This is a genomic window from Haemophilus parainfluenzae, from assembly GCF_003252755.1.
In the GTDB taxonomy this organism is placed as follows: domain Bacteria; phylum Pseudomonadota; class Gammaproteobacteria; order Enterobacterales; family Pasteurellaceae; genus Haemophilus_D; species Haemophilus_D parainfluenzae_N.
In genome coordinates, this window is the sequence record NZ_QEPT01000001.1 from 319,834 (window position 1) to 336,331 (window position 16,498).

General features: G+C 38.7%; 12 protein-coding genes. 4 read left to right on the top strand and 8 right to left on the bottom strand.

Features of this window, described 5'->3' with window-relative positions:
- Positions 1 to 45: 45 nt before the first annotated feature.
- A complete protein-coding gene (gene putP / locus DPV95_RS01560) occupies positions 46 to 1,560 on the top strand; it encodes a sodium/proline symporter PutP (protein ID WP_111406528.1) in 1,515 nt (504 codons plus the stop codon).
- Positions 1,560 to 2,525 carry a tRNA 5-methoxyuridine(34)/uridine 5-oxyacetic acid(34) synthase CmoB gene (gene cmoB, locus DPV95_RS01565; protein ID WP_111406529.1) on the top strand — a complete coding sequence of 322 codons (966 nt, stop codon included), beginning with the start codon at positions 1,560 to 1,562 and terminating at the stop codon, positions 2,523 to 2,525. Before putP ends, cmoB begins: the two co-directional genes overlap by 1 nt.
- A gap of 59 nt (positions 2,526 to 2,584) precedes the next feature.
- Here the strand turns inward: cmoB and rlmM are convergent, their stop codons facing one another.
- A complete protein-coding gene (rlmM, locus tag DPV95_RS01570; RefSeq protein ID WP_111406530.1) occupies positions 2,585 to 3,673 on the bottom strand; it encodes a 23S rRNA (cytidine(2498)-2'-O)-methyltransferase RlmM in 1,089 nt (362 codons plus the stop codon).
- Positions 3,670 to 4,560, bottom strand: coding sequence for a transcriptional regulator GcvA (gene gcvA / locus DPV95_RS01575; protein WP_111406531.1), 891 nt, complete (start codon positions 4,558 to 4,560; stop codon positions 3,670 to 3,672). Before gcvA ends, rlmM begins: the two co-directional genes overlap by 4 nt.
- Positions 4,561 to 5,043: 483 nt before the next feature.
- Between gcvA and DPV95_RS01580 the strand changes: the two genes are divergently transcribed.
- Complete coding sequence (locus DPV95_RS01580; protein ID WP_111406532.1) at positions 5,044 to 6,075, top strand: branched-chain amino acid aminotransferase; 1,032 nt, start codon at positions 5,044 to 5,046, stop codon at positions 6,073 to 6,075.
- Positions 6,076 to 6,139: 64 nt separating this feature from the next.
- Here DPV95_RS01580 and DPV95_RS01585 read toward each other — a convergent pair whose 3' ends face one another.
- The 4 genes from DPV95_RS01585 to DPV95_RS01600 form a co-directional block, all read right to left on the bottom strand.
- Complete coding sequence (locus tag DPV95_RS01585) at positions 6,140 to 9,589, bottom strand: acyl-[ACP]--phospholipid O-acyltransferase (protein WP_111406533.1); 3,450 nt, start codon at positions 9,587 to 9,589, stop codon at positions 6,140 to 6,142.
- Positions 9,586 to 10,227 (bottom strand): MerR family transcriptional regulator, encoded by a 642-nt coding sequence (locus tag DPV95_RS01590; RefSeq protein ID WP_111406534.1) that lies wholly within the window; start codon positions 10,225 to 10,227, stop codon positions 9,586 to 9,588. The genes DPV95_RS01585 and DPV95_RS01590 overlap by 4 nt, the downstream gene beginning before the upstream one ends.
- Before the next feature lie 136 nt (positions 10,228 to 10,363).
- Entirely contained in the window at positions 10,364 to 11,926 is a 1,563-nt protein-coding gene (locus DPV95_RS01595; protein WP_111406535.1) for a peptide ABC transporter substrate-binding protein, read from the bottom strand.
- On the bottom strand, positions 11,919 to 12,290 hold the full coding sequence (locus tag DPV95_RS01600) for a YbaN family protein (RefSeq protein WP_111406593.1): 372 nt from the start codon (positions 12,288 to 12,290) through the stop codon (positions 11,919 to 11,921). Before DPV95_RS01600 ends, DPV95_RS01595 begins: the two co-directional genes overlap by 8 nt.
- A 206-nt stretch (positions 12,291 to 12,496) precedes the next feature.
- Here DPV95_RS01600 and prlC point away from each other — a divergent pair, with 206 nt between their 5' ends.
- On the top strand, positions 12,497 to 14,536 hold the full coding sequence (gene prlC / locus DPV95_RS01605; RefSeq protein ID WP_111406536.1) for an oligopeptidase A: 2,040 nt from the start codon (positions 12,497 to 12,499) through the stop codon (positions 14,534 to 14,536).
- 113 nt (positions 14,537 to 14,649) lie between these two features.
- Here prlC and rpsO read toward each other — a convergent pair whose 3' ends face one another.
- Both rpsO and hldE read right to left on the bottom strand, forming a co-directional pair.
- Entirely contained in the window at positions 14,650 to 14,919 is a 270-nt protein-coding gene (rpsO, locus tag DPV95_RS01610) for a 30S ribosomal protein S15 (protein ID WP_005628925.1), read from the bottom strand.
- 130 nt (positions 14,920 to 15,049) lie between these two features.
- Positions 15,050 to 16,480, bottom strand: a complete 1,431-nt coding sequence (gene hldE / locus DPV95_RS01615) for a bifunctional D-glycero-beta-D-manno-heptose-7-phosphate kinase/D-glycero-beta-D-manno-heptose 1-phosphate adenylyltransferase HldE (protein WP_111406537.1) — start codon at positions 16,478 to 16,480, stop codon at positions 15,050 to 15,052.
- Positions 16,481 to 16,498 lie beyond the last annotated feature (18 nt).

Consider the following 16,498-nt stretch of genomic DNA (forward strand, 5'->3'; position numbering starts at 1 on the left):
AATGTGACCTTTCTCAAATTTTCACGACTTATTTTGGGGTATTTAATGTTTGGTTTAGACCCAACACTTATTACTTTTAGTATTTATATTTTCGGCATGATTTTAATCGGAGTCCTTGCCTATTATTATACAAACAACTTATCCGATTATATTTTAGGCGGCCGTAAACTCGGAAGTTTTGTGACAGCTATGTCTGCTGGCGCATCTGATATGTCAGGCTGGTTATTAATGGGTCTGCCGGGTGCGGTGTATGTATCTGGTCTGGTAGAAGGTTGGATCGCTATTGGTTTAATCCTCGGGGCTTATTTTAACTGGTTGCTTGTAGCTGGTCGTTTACGGATCTATACCGAATTTAACAACAATGCACTCACATTACCGGAATATTTCCACCATCGCTTTGGCACATCACATAATCTCTTAAAAATTGTGTCTGCAACAATCATCCTAGTATTCTTCACCATTTATTGTGGTTCTGGTGTGGTTGCAGGGGCGAAATTATTCCAAAACCTATTCTCAGTCGACTACTCCACAGCTATTTGGTACGGCGCATTAGCGACTATCGTCTATACCTTTATCGGTGGATTTTTAGCCGTAAGCTGGACGGATACCATTCAAGCCACATTGATGATTTTTGCACTAATTTTAACGCCTCTCTTTATCTTTTTAAGTTTGGGTGATGTATCACAATTTACTGGAGTGCTACATCAAGCAGAAATCGCAGCAAATAAAGACTTTACTGATTTATTTAGTTCTACTACACCATTAGGTTTATTAAGTTTAGCGGCCTGGGGCTTAGGTTATTTTGGTCAACCGCATATCCTTGCGCGTTTTATGGCGGCTTACTCGGTGAAATCTCTTATTAAAGCACGCCGTATCAGTATGACATGGATGGTGATTTGCCTCGCGGGTGCGATTGGTATTGGCTTCTTCGGTATTCCTTATTTCTTTGCTAACCCCAATGTGGCTGGCGTGGTAAATAATGAACCAGAACAAGTATTTATTGAACTGGCTAAATTGCTCTTTAATCCATGGATTGCCGGTATTCTACTCTCTGCAATTTTAGCGGCAGTCATGAGTACACTTTCCGCACAATTATTAATTTCTTCTAGTTCTATTACTGAAGATTTTTATAAAGGGTTTATCCGTCCAAAAGCTTCTGAAAAAGAATTAGTTTGGCTAGGTCGTGCGATGGTTTTAGTTATCGCGGGCATTGCAATTTGGATTGCACAGGATGAAAACAGCAAAGTATTAAAACTCGTTGAATTTGCCTGGGCGGGCTTTGGTTCTGCATTTGGCCCTGTTGTGCTTTTCTCCTTATTCTGGAAACGCATGACTTCATCAGCGGCGATGGCAGGAATGGTTGTCGGCGCAGTAGTTGTCTTTGCTTGGAAATCGGTGATTCCTGAAACCAGTGAATGGTTTAATGTCTATGAAATGATCCCAGGATTCATTCTTGCTAGCCTCGCGATTATTGTGGTTTCTCTCCTTTCTGCAGAACCTGAAAATGAAGTTAAAGAAACCTTTGAAAAAGCAGAAAGAGCCTATAAGGAAGCAAAATAATGATTGATTTTCGTCCTTTTTATCAACAAATTGCCACCACAAATTTATCTGCTTGGCTAGAAACATTGCCTTTGCAGTTAAAAGAATGGGAAAAACAAACTCATGGTGATTATGCCAAATGGTCAAAAATCGTGGACTTTCTCCCTGATTTACAGGCAGACACTATCGATTTAAAAAATGCGGTGAAATCTGACCGCACTTCCCCACTTTCAGAGGGCGAAAAACAACGCATTGTCCATCATTTGAAACAATTGATGCCATGGCGAAAAGGACCTTATCATTTATTTGATATTCACGTGGATTGCGAATGGCGTTCTGATTTCAAATGGGATCGTGTTTTGCCTCATCTTGCCCCATTAAAAGATCGTACCATTTTAGATGTGGGCTGCGGTAGCGGCTACCATATGTGGCGAATGGTTGGTGAAGGTGCAAAAATGGTCGTTGGTATTGATCCAACCGAGCTTTTCCTTTGCCAATTTGAAGCAGTTCGAAAATTACTAAATAACGATCGTCGAGCTAACTTGATCCCATTAGGTATTGAAGAAATGCAACCACTTGCGGCATTTGATACCGTATTCTCAATGGGCGTGCTTTATCATCGTAAATCACCGCTTGATCATCTCACTCAACTAAAAAATCAATTAGTAAAAGGTGGCGAATTGGTGTTAGAAACCTTAGTGGTTGATGGTGATGCCAATACGGTCTTAGTGCCTTCAGATCGCTATGCAAAAATGAAGAACGTGTATTTTATTCCTTCCGTTGCTGCGCTCATTAATTGGTTGGAAAAGGTCGGTTTTACTAATGTGCGTTGTGTGGATGTCGCCACCACGACATTAGAAGAACAGCGTAAAACGGATTGGTTAGAAAATGAAAGTTTGATTGATTTCTTAGATCCAAACGATCACAATAAAACCATCGAAGGCTATCAAGCCTCAACTCGCGCAGTGATTTTAGCGAATAAATAATTGCTTAAATAAAAAGTGCAGTCAAAAAACATGGGATTTTTTGACCGCACTTTGCTTTTTTATTTTAAAGCAATATGTACCGTAATCTCTTCACGATCGTGATACAAATGCTTCGCCTGAATAGCAAATTCCAGTTCTTTTTCTGCTAACATCACCGCAAGATTTTCTAGGCACAACATCACTTCTTGATAGCGTTTTTTCATTGGTAATTTCAAATTGAAAATAGTTTCTCGGCACCAGCCGTTAATCAACCATTTTCCAATTAAATTCGCAATTCGGCTTGGTTGCTCCACCATATCACACACAAGCCAATCAATATGCTTACGTTTTGGTGGTTGGAATTTAAATCCATCTTCCGGACAGTGCTCAATTCTGCCAGTATCATGTAAACTTGCCGCCATTTTGCCGTGATCAACCGCATAAACAAATAAACCACGTTTCACTAACTGATAAGTCCAGCCACCGGGACAAGCACCGAGATCGACGCCAACCATATTTTCATTCAAGCGTTTACTTTCTTCATTTCGAGGAATAAAAGTTAAAATCGCTTCTTCCAATTTTAAAGTTGAGCGACTTGGTGCATCCGCTGGGAATTTTAAACGTGGGATTCCCATAAAGTGGGTGGAGTTATTACCAAGATAGGAATACCCCACATAGCAGCAATTCGGCTGCGTGAAAAAACAATGTAAAATCTGACCGCGCTTTGCATTCGGTTTGCCTTGTAACCAACCTTTCTTTTTCAACGCTTGGCGCAACGGCACAGTAAATTTTCGGCAAAATGTCGAAAGCTCTTTGGCTTCATTAGTATCTGCAGTTTCAACAAATAGCTCTACCGCTTGCTTAAGATTAATGTCTTCTGCAATGCGTTCATATTGAGCCCGAATTGGCGAAATACGATCTTGAGGATCCAGATTTTCTAAGAGATCTGACACAACGATCATTTGACGTGCAAAAATCAAACGATTAAATGGGATTTCTCTCGCTAAACGATCTGCATCACCTGGTTGATAGCATTCAAAAATGACATAGCCGCTGTTTTCTACTACGCGAGCAAAACCAAATACACCACGCTCAGAAGCTCGGTCGGTAATTTCTGCGGCGACTTCTTTTTCAAAACCAATTCGACAATATAAGGCTATTTTATTCATATTTTCCCTAATTTTATTGAATCTTTAATCCATGTTCTAAAGGCTTGAATTTGTTTATCATCTAAACGATCTAAATGATTAACTACATAGAATGATTTCGGATCCCGTAATTCGGTTGGTAACACAATTTGCAAATGGCCATTTTCAATTTCTTGCTGAGCCAAAATGCGATTAGCGAGTGCAATACCCTGACCATGAACCGCCGCTTGTAATGCCATAAAGGTATGACTAAATAACGGGCCTTGCTGAATATTCAAATCCTCTAATTTGAGATAATCAGCCATCGCTTGCCAGTTATCTCGAGTGTGTGTGTGAATCAGCGTGTGCTTTTTCAAATCACCAGGACGGCGAACGGGTATTTTCTCAAGCAATGAAGGCGCTGCTAAAATCACGAGATTTTCCTCGCCTAAACGATCAACCTGTAAATTATCCCAATCACCTTTGCCATAATAAATGGCAATATCAATTTCTTTATTCAATAAACCTTCATCTTGATCGACCCCCTTCAAACGTACTTCAATTTCAGGGTGTTGTTTATTAAAATCACTCAAATGTGGCACAAGCCATTGGATACCAAAGGTTTGTGGCACGCTAATTGCCAAATGAGGCTCTGCTTTAAGTGTTAATAAACGTTCAGTCGATTCATTTAATTTTCGCAAAACTTTGTTAATATCAACAAAATAGGCTTTCCCAAATTCCGTCAATTCGAGTGAACGATTTTTACGTATAAAAAGCTCGACACCTAAAAAATCTTCTAATAATTTTATTTGATGGCTCACTGCGGCTTGTGTCACAAAAAGTTCATCAGCAGCTTTTGTAAAGCTTAAATGTCGAGCAGCTGATTCGAAAGACTTCAATGAATTCAGGGGAGGCAAACGTTTATACATAATTCTTCCCAACAGCTAAATTTTAGTTTATAATGAAAAAGATTCAATTCGAATTAGTTTTTTTTATGCATCAAATAAAAAAACATCATTTGTCCTTTCATTACCTTCTACCTACAATATACACATACTTAATGATTGGTAATTCCTTACAAGTTAATGAGTTTCAGACTTAAGTATGATGTTGTGTTTGCATATAGTTCGGTTCTCCGAACTGGAGTAACAATTAAGTTACTCATTTACTTCCTGTATATATTAAACCATTTTTGGTTAAACGCTGCTCATTTCGAGTAGCGTTTTTTTATTTCAGCCATTCTAACATAAGCAAAATTTTATTTCCTGACCTACTTCACAAATTTGAAAATCCAATAAAAATTTTGAAAAATCACAATATTTTTGAGTTTAAAGGTTTTCATAGTTGCCGTTATGGTGTAGATTAACTGCATTTCCATTCATAAAATTATTTATACAAATTAAGGAAGCAAAATGAAAGACTTAGACTGGAATAACCTTGGATTTAGTTATGTCAAAACAGATTACCGTTTCATTGCACATTGGAAAGATGGTAAATGGGATGAAGGAAAACTTACTACCGATAACATGCTACATATCCACGAAGGTTCGACCGCAATTCACTATGGCCAACAATGCTTTGAAGGCTTAAAAGCTTATCGTTGTAAAGACGGTTCAATCAATCTATTCCGTCCAGATCAAAATGCAAAACGCATGCAACACACCTCTGATCGCTTATTAATGCCACAAGTGCCAACAGAATTATTTATCCGTGCTTGTAAAGAAGTGGTAAAAGCAAACCAAGAATGGTTAGGCCCTTATGGCTCTGGCGCGACATTATATTTACGTCCATTCCTCTTTGGTACTGGCGCGAATATCGGTGTAAAAACCGCACCTGAATTTATTTTCTCTGTATTCTGCTGCCCTGTCGGCGCATATTTCAAAGGTGGTTTAGCGCCATCAAACTTCATCACCACTGATTACGACCGTGCTGCACCTATGGGTACAGGTGGCGTAAAAGTGGGTGGTAACTATGCAGCAAGTTTGCTTCCACATGAACTAGCCGCAGAAGAAGGTACGCCAGAACGTAAATTTGCAGATGCGATCTATCTTGATCCAAAAACTCACACTAAGATTGAAGAAGTGGGTGCGGCAAACTTCTTTGGTATCACCAAAGATAATAAATTTATCACGCCAGCATCTGAATCCATTTTACCAAGTATCACTAAATACTCATTACTTCACATTGCAAAAGAACGTTTGGGTATGGAAGCCATTGAAGGTGACGTATATATCGATCAACTTGATCAATTTGCCGAAGCAGGGGCTTGTGGTACTGCTGCCGTCATTACCCCAGTAGGCGGTATTCAACACAAAGGTAAATTCCACGTATTCTATTCAGAAACTGAGGTAGGCCCTGTTACACGTAAACTTTACAACGAGCTAACCAGTATCCAATTCGGTGATGTTGAAGCACCTGAAGGCTGGATTATAAAAGTAGAATAATTTATTTATCTATCAATAAAAAGAGCGGTCAAATTGACCGCTCTTTTATTTACTACGATGTTCTTTACTCAACCAAACTCATCGCCAGATTCTTCGCGCCTTTAAAATCCACTTTACCACTTCCGAGCATTGGAATTTCATCCACTAAAAAGACTTGGCTTGGAAGCGTAATCGGCGGTACATTTAATCCTTTAATACGTTCATTGATCTCATCTAAAGAAAGCGTAGATTTAATTAAAAGCACTATGCTCTCGCCTTTTTTATCATCGCTTACAGCGACCGCAACAAATTGATTTTCTTCATCAAATACTTGTGCAAGTTTCTCTTCCACGCTACCGAGGCTGATCATTTCGCCACCGACTTTAGCAAATCGAGAATAACGATCCACAATGGTAATAAAGCCGTTATGATCGATATGGCCTTTATCGCCAGTTTTGTAATAACGTACACCGTCAATTTCAACAATCACTTCTGCTGTTTTTTCTGGTGCATTCAAATAACCTTTCATGACTTGCCCACCACCAATCAAGATCAAACCGTCTTCGCCGACTGGTAATTCTTGCAAGCTTTCTGGATCCACAATTTTAATAATGGTGCCAGGTAATGGCATACCTACCGTACCAGCTTGATTGAAGGTAAATTCCTGTAAGGTTTCCGGATCAAGTAAATTAGGCATATTCACACTAGCTACCGGTGCTGTTTCAGTTGCGCCATAACCTTCGTAAATTTCCAAGCCAAATTTAAGTTTGAAGGCTTCTTTTACATCCGCTTTCAATTTTTCGGCGCCAGCAATAACCATACGTACGTTTTGTAGCATTAACGGATGGAATTTCTTATTGCGTACATACAATCTAAAGAAAGTTGAAGTACCAAATAAAATACTCACCCGATGTCGAGCACACATTTTTCCTACTGTCGCCCCATCTGTCGGATCCGCTACACTTACCATTTTAATGCCTTCACACAATGGCAATAAAGTTGTCACTGTTAAGCCGAATGAATGGAAAATTGGTAAGGAATTCAAAATCACATCATCTTTGTGGAAGTTTAATAATTCACCAATCTGTTTAATGTTTGTCAGTAGGTTTTTATGGCTTAATTCAATGCCTTTTGGATCACCTTCACTGCCACTACTAAATAAGATGGTTGCATTATCTTCCAAGCTTACATCTGCAAAGTAACGTAATTTAATCCACCATTGTGGCGCCAAAAATGCGGTTAAAAATGACCGCACTTTATTCGCTTTAGTGATCGATTTCCCTAAATTTTCCATAAAGAGGGCTTTATCAGCCACCACTTGGCTAAAGTCAAAACCTTTTGCGTTCAACTTATCCAAGAATTTTTCAGAGGTAATGACTTGCGAAATGTTGGCTTTTTTCAACGCTTTTTCCATCACTTCTGGGCTTAGTGTGTAGTTTAAATTTACCGGTACTTTGCCCATCACCATTAGGGTCATATTAATAATTGCCCCGATTGATGAACTTGGTAATAACACACCAATATTTTTTTCATTCCCTAAAGCAGTTTTTAAGGTTTTCACAAACATTAGCACTGCAGCAATAAATTTCAGGTTATTCAGTTTAGTGCCTTGTGCATCCACGGTAGCTTCTTTGAATAGATTCGATTTTGCTGAACTCAACCAATGATGCATCAGCGGTTTACGTTTACTCATGACTTTTTCCCATACTGAGAAAGAAAGTTCTAGTACTTTTTGCTTCATCGCTGTCGCATCAATAAAGCCATGAATTGGTTTACCAAATGCTACTAAAATTTCACGTTTGCCTTGGCGTTTAGTTAAATTCTTATAGAAAGAATCCGCACGAGAGAAGCTGCTGCCCCATAATCCACGTAAATAGAAAGGAACAGTCGTCACATTCTCTAAATCTTTTAATACATGCTCAAAGCCTTTTTGGAACTCATTGATTTGACCGTTATAGCTGATATGACCTTCTGGGAATAAAGCCACCACTTCACCACGCGCTAAATATTCACGAATGGTTTCAATAGATTCACGGCTTGAACCGCCACCAATTGGGATCACTTTGAAAATACGGAAGAACCAAGTGAGATACCATTTGTTGTAAATCGGGCGATACATCACAAATTTAATCGCACGAGGGCTAGCCGCTTGTAATACTAACCAGTCAATCCAGCTAATATGGTTACCTAATAATAGAACTCCTCCACTTTGTGGAAGATTTTTTAACCCATCCACATGAAAACGGTAATTCGCTTTTAACGCAAAGAGTAAGAATAAACGCGTAAATAAATGAGGCACTTTCGACATGGTATATAGACTCGCAGCAAAACATGCAGCAGATGTCACTAAGAACAAACCTTGAGTCGAAACATTAAGTTGTACAAAAACAATGCTTAATAGCAAGAAGACCACCATGAACACGTTTTGCACAAAATTGTTACCCGCCATGATTTTGCCGCTGATTTTCTCAGGTGCGAAATACTGAATAGTTGCATTCAATGGCACAATCAATAAACCGCCAGAGAAACCAAAGACAAAAGAACAAAGTGCCAATACCACACCACTTTGGGCTAGCGTTAAGAAAAATAACGATGCACAAATACCCAATGCCCCAAGCGGCACAATACCTAACTCAATATGCAAACGAGAAGCACGTCCTGCAAGATATGAACCTAACACTAGTCCGACTCCACTCACCGCTAGAATTGCTTGAATGACAACAGCATTATCTTCATTGAACATTGCTTTATAATGTGCAGGAAATGCCGCCACAATAATTTGTGACACGCCCCAAAACAGGCTTAGTCCAATGACACTCAGCCAAATATTTTGATCAGCTTTTAATGTACGAACATTATCTTTTAAATACCCTAGAGAAAGGTATTTTCTCATATCAAACTGACCTTCTGTATTTTCAGCTTCTTGTTTAAAGAATGGAATTTTAAAAGCAAAATAGGCTTCTAGTGCACTCAATAATACTAATGCTACACCTATCACCCAAACACTTTGTAATACTTCATTCGGGTCATCTGATGCCACATAATGTGCTTCAAAGAAGAAAGAAAAGGCAAAAGAACTAAATAGAATGGCCACAATGGTGAGCGCTTGAATCACACCGTTTGCCATACCGATATTTTCGGTGCCCACAATCGATTTAATAATGCTATATTTAGCCGGAGAATAGACCGCACTTTGCGCCGCCAAAATCAATGTCAGTACAAAGGAAAGCGCAAACATACCCGTCATATAACTCAATAAAATCCCCGCGCTAATCGCCACCGCCGCTAAACTGCTGTAACGGATCACATTGGTGCGAGAAAATTTATCGTTGATAAATGCCGAAGGGGAAAACAAGAAAATAAACGGTAATAAAATCATCGCATTAATTAATGCCGTTAAAACCACCAAACTCTCACCTGAAAAGCTTTTCAGCAATACATTTTGAATGGTAATTTTATGTGCCAAATCTACACTGGCATTAATAAAGGCAATGGCTAAATAAGGCACAAAGCCAGCATATTTTAAGAGTTTCATTTCGCACTCTCCGCTTGATAAAGATTAAAGGTTTTCATATTCAAAAGATAAGGTTTTAACACCAACAATAAATCAAATAAATGTTTTAATTTTTCATCTTTTTGTTCGCTATTGGCTAATGCAGCTAAAGTCACATTCACCTCTTTTTCTGCTAACATTTTCGCTGCAGCTAAATAAGCTTTCACCACATCCATTTCAGCTTCATCACAACGAGACAAGATCGCCAAAATATCACGTTCTTTTGCTGTAAAAATGCCTTCACGAGGATTCAATAAGCCTTCCGCTACCATGTCTTCGATTTGTTTAGCGGAAAGATGAAATTCTTCACATAATTGCTCAATAGTGAATACCTCATTTTCTGCCCCCATGATGATATCCAATAATCCAATAAGGCTTTCATAAGGGTTATTCCAATCAAAATGAGGATGAGCAAAAAGTGCTTTAATTTGTGAAATTGTCGCATTGAAATTGCTTTGTAGATATTTAATAAAACTAAGCAACTTCACACAATGTTCATCATAGAGATGAAAATTCGGTTTATCTTTCACCGGCTCTGGCAACAAACCTTCTTTCACATAGTACAGCACCGTGGATTTTGGTGTCTGACTAAGCTTAACCAAATCATTCATTTTTAACATCAGGATTTCCCTCTAGGTTGATTTGTTGTGTATTGTAGCGGATAAAAATAAAAAGTAAATAGTGTTACTTCGCACTTTTAATGAAGTTTAATAAAAAAGTTGTTCATCACATTATGAACAACTTTCTTAATCAGCTTTAATTTTCAACTTTTCGCCATAGATCCTTACTGTAAATAACCCCTACTGGATTTTTCTTCGCTCCCATAATAGTTGGAGAAATATAAACCGGTGTAGTGTATTGGAAAAGCGGTAACGCAAGGTTTTCCTGTTGGATCTTCTCACTTAATTTTAAGTAAATTTCTGACCGCTCTTTTTCATTTAAGCTTTTCAGTGCTTGCTCAAAAAGTTGATCGTATTCTGCATTAGCATAGCCATTTTTATTATCGGGGCTTTTAGAATAGAACAAACCCAAGAATGCCATCGGATGATTAAAGTCTGCGCACCAACCAGAACGAATGACTTGGAAATCCCCTTTTTGGCGCTTAGTCTGTAATGTTTGCCAATTAACAGGTTGAGCATCCACGCGCAACATATCGGACTGCGTTAATTGCCCTACTACACGTTGCGCGATATTCACATGCAAGGGTGCATCATCATAGAGCACATTTAAATGTAGCGGATGTCTTTCATCAATTTTATTTTGAGCCAATAACTGCTCGGCAACAACGGGCTCCCATCTTGAATCTTGTCCATTTAGCATAGCTTTCGGTAAAAAATAAGAACTTGGAATTGCCGCTGGAATCTCATTATTCACAATATTCGTAACCGAAACCAACGAAGCAATCGCCTTACGCACATCTGCCTTAGCAAGTTTAGGATCGTTTAAATTAAATTCATAAAAATACTCACAAAGCTTCGGAAAATGCTGAAGATCTGAATGAACTTCAGGCACATCAACCACCACATCAAATTCAGCCAATTTAGGCGCAACAAAAGGTAGATAAGCTACGCGTTCAAAAGCGACATTATTTTTCTGCCAATAATAGGGGTTTTTCGCTAAGTGTATGCTTCTCACACTTTCACTTTCGATCATATAAGCCCCATTAGTCACAGGGGAATCAGGATCGCTATATTGTGGCACGAGGCTAATATGCGCCAACATTTCCGGCAAATACGGTGTTGGTTTATCAAGCTCAATGCGTAAAGTGCGGTCATTTTCCGCATAAATGCCTAAACTCTTAAAAGGTTTATTTTTTTCTAAAACGCCTTTCGCATTTTTTAGATTAAGATAAGCCAAATAAGATCTTAATGGACTATTGGATTGAGACAGTGCTTGCCAAGAAAGCATCACATCTTGAGCGACTAAAAGTTCACCGTTTGACCAACGAAGCCCTTCACGTAAGGTAAAGATCCAGGTTTTGTTGTCTTTTGTTTGCCAACTTTCTGCGATACCTGGCACGATTCGTCCTTCCTGATCATAAGCGGTTAAGCCTTCATATAAATCGCGCAATAAGTTTTCTTGTTCAGGATAACGCACAAACCAAGGCTCAAAAGAAGGAGAATGAGTAAACGCCCGAGTCAGTAAAGTTCTACTCGGTTTTGAAGTATTTTCTTGTTCAATAGACTGGCTTTGTGTTGGTTTCTCTTCTGTTGCCGTGTTTGTAGATTTCGGGCTATTTAATTTGTCACAACCGCTTAATCCAAAAACGACACCCAAAATGACCGCACTTTTAAGCCAAGTAAGGAAAGCATTATCCATTTTCAACGTCTTCTGTTTTAATCCAAAAGAAAAAGAACCAATATTTTACCGCAATTAAAATCGCAATGATCGTTCGTCCCACAACACTTGGAGTAAAATAAAAACCAATTAAAAGCATCGTGGTTGAAAAGGTTAAAATAGAGATTTTTGTTTTTTTCGTTAATGAACGTCGCTCATTAAAGGATTTTAGGTATTTTTGATAAAGTTTCGTCTCCAAGAACCAACGTTCTAAACGAGAAGAACCTTGCGCAAACGAATAAAGCGTGAGCAATAAAAAAGGTGTAGTCGGCAGAAATGGTAGAAAAATACCAATCACGCCTAAAACCAAAGAAATACAGCCTAGTATAATATAAATGGCTTTAATTAAAGGATTTTTGGGAAAAAATTTAAGTGCAACAAAACCGGCTATAATCGAAAAAGTGATTAAGCCAGAAAACAATAACACGCCGTTCATTCTTATTCCTAAATAAAAGTGATACGCAATTATTACTGATTTTTTAGATTTTTCAACCTTGATATTATAGAATTTGTCGCAACTTACTAAAGAAACTGTTAGCAAAAGGAATATTTATGTCTAATCCATTACTTCATATTGAAGGTTTACCGCCGTTTTCTCAAATCAAACCAGAACATATTCAACCGGCAATCCAAGAACTTATCGAAGAAAACCGTCAAGCCATTGAACAAGTTTTAAAACAACCGCACTTTACTTGGGAAAATTTTATTGAACCGCTTTCTGAAGCAGGCGAACGCCTAAGCCGCGCTTGGTCACCAATCTCTCATTTAAATTCAGTGAAAAACAGTCCTGAATTACGCGATGCATACCAAGCCTGCTTACCACTACTCTCTGAATACAGCACCTGGGTAGGCCAACACAAAGGCTTATACAACGCTTATTTAGCCTTAAAAAATAGTCCTGAATTTGCCACTTATTCAGTAGCACAAAAAAAAGCCATTGAAAATGCACTGCGTGATTTTGAGCTTTCAGGTATTGGTTTGTCCGAAGAAAAACAAAAGCGTTATGGTGAGATTGTGGCACGTTTATCAGAATTAAGTGCACAATTTAGCAATAATGTACTCGATGCCACCATGGGTTGGGAAAAGGTTATTGAAGATGAAAGCCAATTAGCGGGTCTTCCTGAATCTGCATTACTTGCAGCAAAACAATCTGCTGAAAGTAAAGGCTTAAAAGGCTATCGTTTTACGTTAGAAATTCCAAGTTATTTGCCAATCATGACCTATTGCGAAAATGCAGCACTACGCGAAGAAATGTATCGTGCTTATGCAACTCGCGCTTCTGATCAAGGTCCAAACGCAGGTAAATGGGATAACACAGCGATCATTGAAGAAATCATGACGTTACGCGTGGAACTAGCGAAATTGCTAGGTTTCAATACCTATACTGAACGCTCACTTGCGACCAAAATGGCAGAAAATCCACAACAAGTGTTAGATTTCTTAAATAATCTTGCGGATCGTTCAAAAGCACAAGGAGAGAAAGAATTAGCGGAACTCAAAGCTTATTGTGAAAAAGAATTTGGTATAACGGAACTTGCCCCTTGGGATATCAGTTTCTACTCTGAAAAACAAAAACAACATTTATATGCGATCAATGATGAAGAACTTCGTCCTTATTTCCCTGAAGATCGCGTTATTTCGGGCTTATTTGAATTAATTAAACGTATTTTTAATATTCGTGCAGTTGAACGTTTTGGCGTAGATACTTGGCATAAAGATGTGCGTTTCTTTGATTTAATTGATGAAACGGGAGAAGTACGCGGCAGTTTCTATCTCGATCTTTATGCACGCGAAAATAAACGTGGTGGTGCCTGGATGGATGATTGCATCGGTAGAAAACGTAATGCTGACGGTTCAATTCAAAAACCTGTTGCCTATTTAACCTGTAACTTCAACGCGCCTATTGGTGATAAACCTGCACTATTCACCCATGATGAAGTCACGACTCTCTTCCATGAGTTTGGTCACGGCATTCACCATATGCTCACCAAAGTTGATGTGCCTGATGTCGCGGGTATCAATGGTGTACCTTGGGATGCGGTAGAGCTTCCAAGTCAATTTATGGAAAACTGGTGCTGGGAAAAAGAAGCTCTTGATTTTATTTCTGGTCACTTTGAAACACATGAACCATTGCCAGAAGAAAAATTAAATCAACTTCTGAAAGCAAAAAACTATCAAGCGGCAATGTTTGTGTTACGTCAGCTTGAATTTGGCTTGTTTGATTTTACCCTTCATCATACTTTTGAAGAGGGTAAAGCTAACCAAGTACTTGATACCTTAAAAGCAGTGAAAAATAAAGTTGCCGTGATTAAAGGTGTTGAATGGGCAAGAACACCACATAGCTTTAGCCATATCTTTGCAGGCGGTTACGCGGCCGGTTATTACAGCTATTTATGGGCTGAAGTGCTATCTGCAGATGCTTTCTCTCGCTTTGAAGAAGAGGGGATTTTCAATCCAGTTACCGGTAAATCTTTCTTGGATGAAATTCTCACTCGCGGTGGCTCTGAAGAACCAATGGTCTTATTCAAACGCTTCCGTGGACGTGAACCTCAATTAGACGCATTACTTCGTCATAAAGGCATTGCAAACTAATAATTAACAAAGAGCGGTCAAATTTTTGACCGTTTTTTTATTTTTCTAATATACAAAAAATAAAAAAGCCCTCGGTAATTCGAAGGCTTTTATTTTTACTATCGTAATAAAAATTAGCGACGTAAACCTAAACGAGCGATAGTGCTTTGGTATAAAGCAAGATCAGTACGTTTTAAGTAGTCTAAAAGTTTACGACGACGAGAAACCATACGTAATAAACCACGACGACCATGGTGGTCTTTTTTGTGCTCAGCGAAGTGAGCTTGTAAGTGGTTGATTTGTGCAGTTAATAATGCGATTTGAACTTCAGAAGAACCAGTATCTTTCGCATCGCGACCAAATTCAGCAACAATTGCTGCTTTTTTTTCAGTACTTAGAGACATTTTTTACTCCTAAAAGGTAGTGTTATTAATACATCATTCGCCGATCTCTAACTCAGCGATGACAAGGAGCCTGAATTTTAACGATTGAGCAGGATAAAGGCAAGCTTTATTCTACTCATTCCTTAATAAATTAATCTTTCAGCGCTTTAATTTTTTCAATTACGTTTGTGGTTGAACAACCATTTTCGAAATTCAATACACGAACATCGCCACCATTCGCCCACACTTCTTTACTGCCTGCAATCTCTTCAGGTTTGTAATCGCCGCCTTTCACCAATAAATCCGGTAAAATCTCACCAATTAAACGTTGTGGTGTATCTTCATCAAAAGAGACCACCCAATCCACTGAAGCTAAACCTGCCAATACTGCCATACGTGCATTCAGATTGTTAATTGGGCGACTTTCACCTTTTAAGCGTTTGACTGAATCATCCGTATTTACAGCAACAATTAAACGATCGCCAAGTTTGCGAGCATTTTCTAAATAAGACACATGGCCAGGGTGAAGAATGTCAAAACAACCATTTGTCATCACAATTTTCTCACCACGTGCTTTAGCATGATCTACGGCAATTTTTAATTGGCTTTCTGACATAATACCGAAGCCGGTTTCTGAACGTCCATGGATCGCATTCTCTAATTCCACAGTAGAAACCGTTGATGTACCTAATTTGCCCACCACAATACCTGCCGCCACATTAGCTAAATAGCAAGATTCTTCAAAAGAACGACCATCTGCAAGTGCAGTAGCTAAGACACTGATTACCGTATCACCCGCACCTGTTACATCGAATACTTCTTTGGCAACGGTTGGTAAATGGAACGGTTCTTGATTTGGACGAAGTAATGTCATGCCTTTTTCAGAGCGAGTCACTAAAAGTGCGGTCAATTCAATGTCTGAAATTAATTTTAAGCCTTTTTCAATGATCTCTTCTTCAGAAGCACATTTACCCACTACGGCTTCAAACTCAGACATATTTGGCGTCAGTAAAGTCGCACCACGATAACGCTCAAAATCTGTGCCTTTTGGATCGATCAAGACTGGTACGTTTGCTTTGCGTGCAATTTGAATCATTTTTTGCACATCTTTTAACGTGCCTTTACCATAATCAGAAAGCACTAACGCACCAAAGTTTTTCACTTCTGCTTCTAATTTCGCAAGCAACTCATGACATTCCACATTTTGGAAATCTTCTTCAAAATCCAAACGAAGTAATTGTTGGTGACGAGACAAAATGCGTAATTTCGTAATAGTTGGGTGAGTATCCAATGCCACAAAATTACAATCAATTTTTTGATGTTGTAATAAATTGGTTAAGGCTGCACCTGTTTCATCTTGACCAATTAAACCTAAAATTTGAACAGGTACATTAAGAGAAGCAATATTCATTGCCACGTTTGCTGCACCACCTGCACGCTCTTCATTATCTTGTACACGAACCACAGGAACCGGTGCTTCCGGTGAAATACGATTAGTCGCACCAAACCAGTAACGGTCAAGCATCACATCGCCTAACACTAATACTTTTGCTTGATTAAAATTGGCAGAATATTGAGCCATTTTGAAATCTCTCTGTTG

Bases quoted from the DNA above. Each gene is read 5' to 3' on its own strand.
- DPV95_RS01585 (WP_111406533.1), bottom strand. From the start codon at position 9,589: ATGAAACTCTTAAAATATGCTGGCTTTGTGCCTTATTTAGCCATTGCC.
- DPV95_RS01580 (WP_111406532.1), top strand. From the start codon at position 5,044: ATGAAAGACTTAGACTGGAATAACCTTGGATTTAGTTATGTCAAAACA.
- rlmM (WP_111406530.1), bottom strand. From the start codon at position 3,673: ATGAATAAAATAGCCTTATATTGTCGAATTGGTTTTGAAAAAGAAGTC.
- rpsO (WP_005628925.1), bottom strand. From the start codon at position 14,919: ATGTCTCTAAGTACTGAAAAAAAAGCAGCAATTGTTGCTGAATTTGGT.
- DPV95_RS01590 (WP_111406534.1), bottom strand. From the start codon at position 10,227: ATGTTAAAAATGAATGATTTGGTTAAGCTTAGTCAGACACCAAAATCC.
- DPV95_RS01595 (WP_111406535.1), bottom strand. From the start codon at position 11,926: ATGGATAATGCTTTCCTTACTTGGCTTAAAAGTGCGGTCATTTTGGGT.
- prlC (WP_111406536.1), top strand. From the start codon at position 12,497: ATGTCTAATCCATTACTTCATATTGAAGGTTTACCGCCGTTTTCTCAA.
- gcvA (WP_111406531.1), bottom strand. From the start codon at position 4,560: ATGTATAAACGTTTGCCTCCCCTGAATTCATTGAAGTCTTTCGAATCA.
- hldE (WP_111406537.1), bottom strand. From the start codon at position 16,480: ATGGCTCAATATTCTGCCAATTTTAATCAAGCAAAAGTATTAGTGTTA.
- putP (WP_111406528.1), top strand. From the start codon at position 46: ATGTTTGGTTTAGACCCAACACTTATTACTTTTAGTATTTATATTTTC.
- cmoB (WP_111406529.1), top strand. From the start codon at position 1,560: ATGATTGATTTTCGTCCTTTTTATCAACAAATTGCCACCACAAATTTA.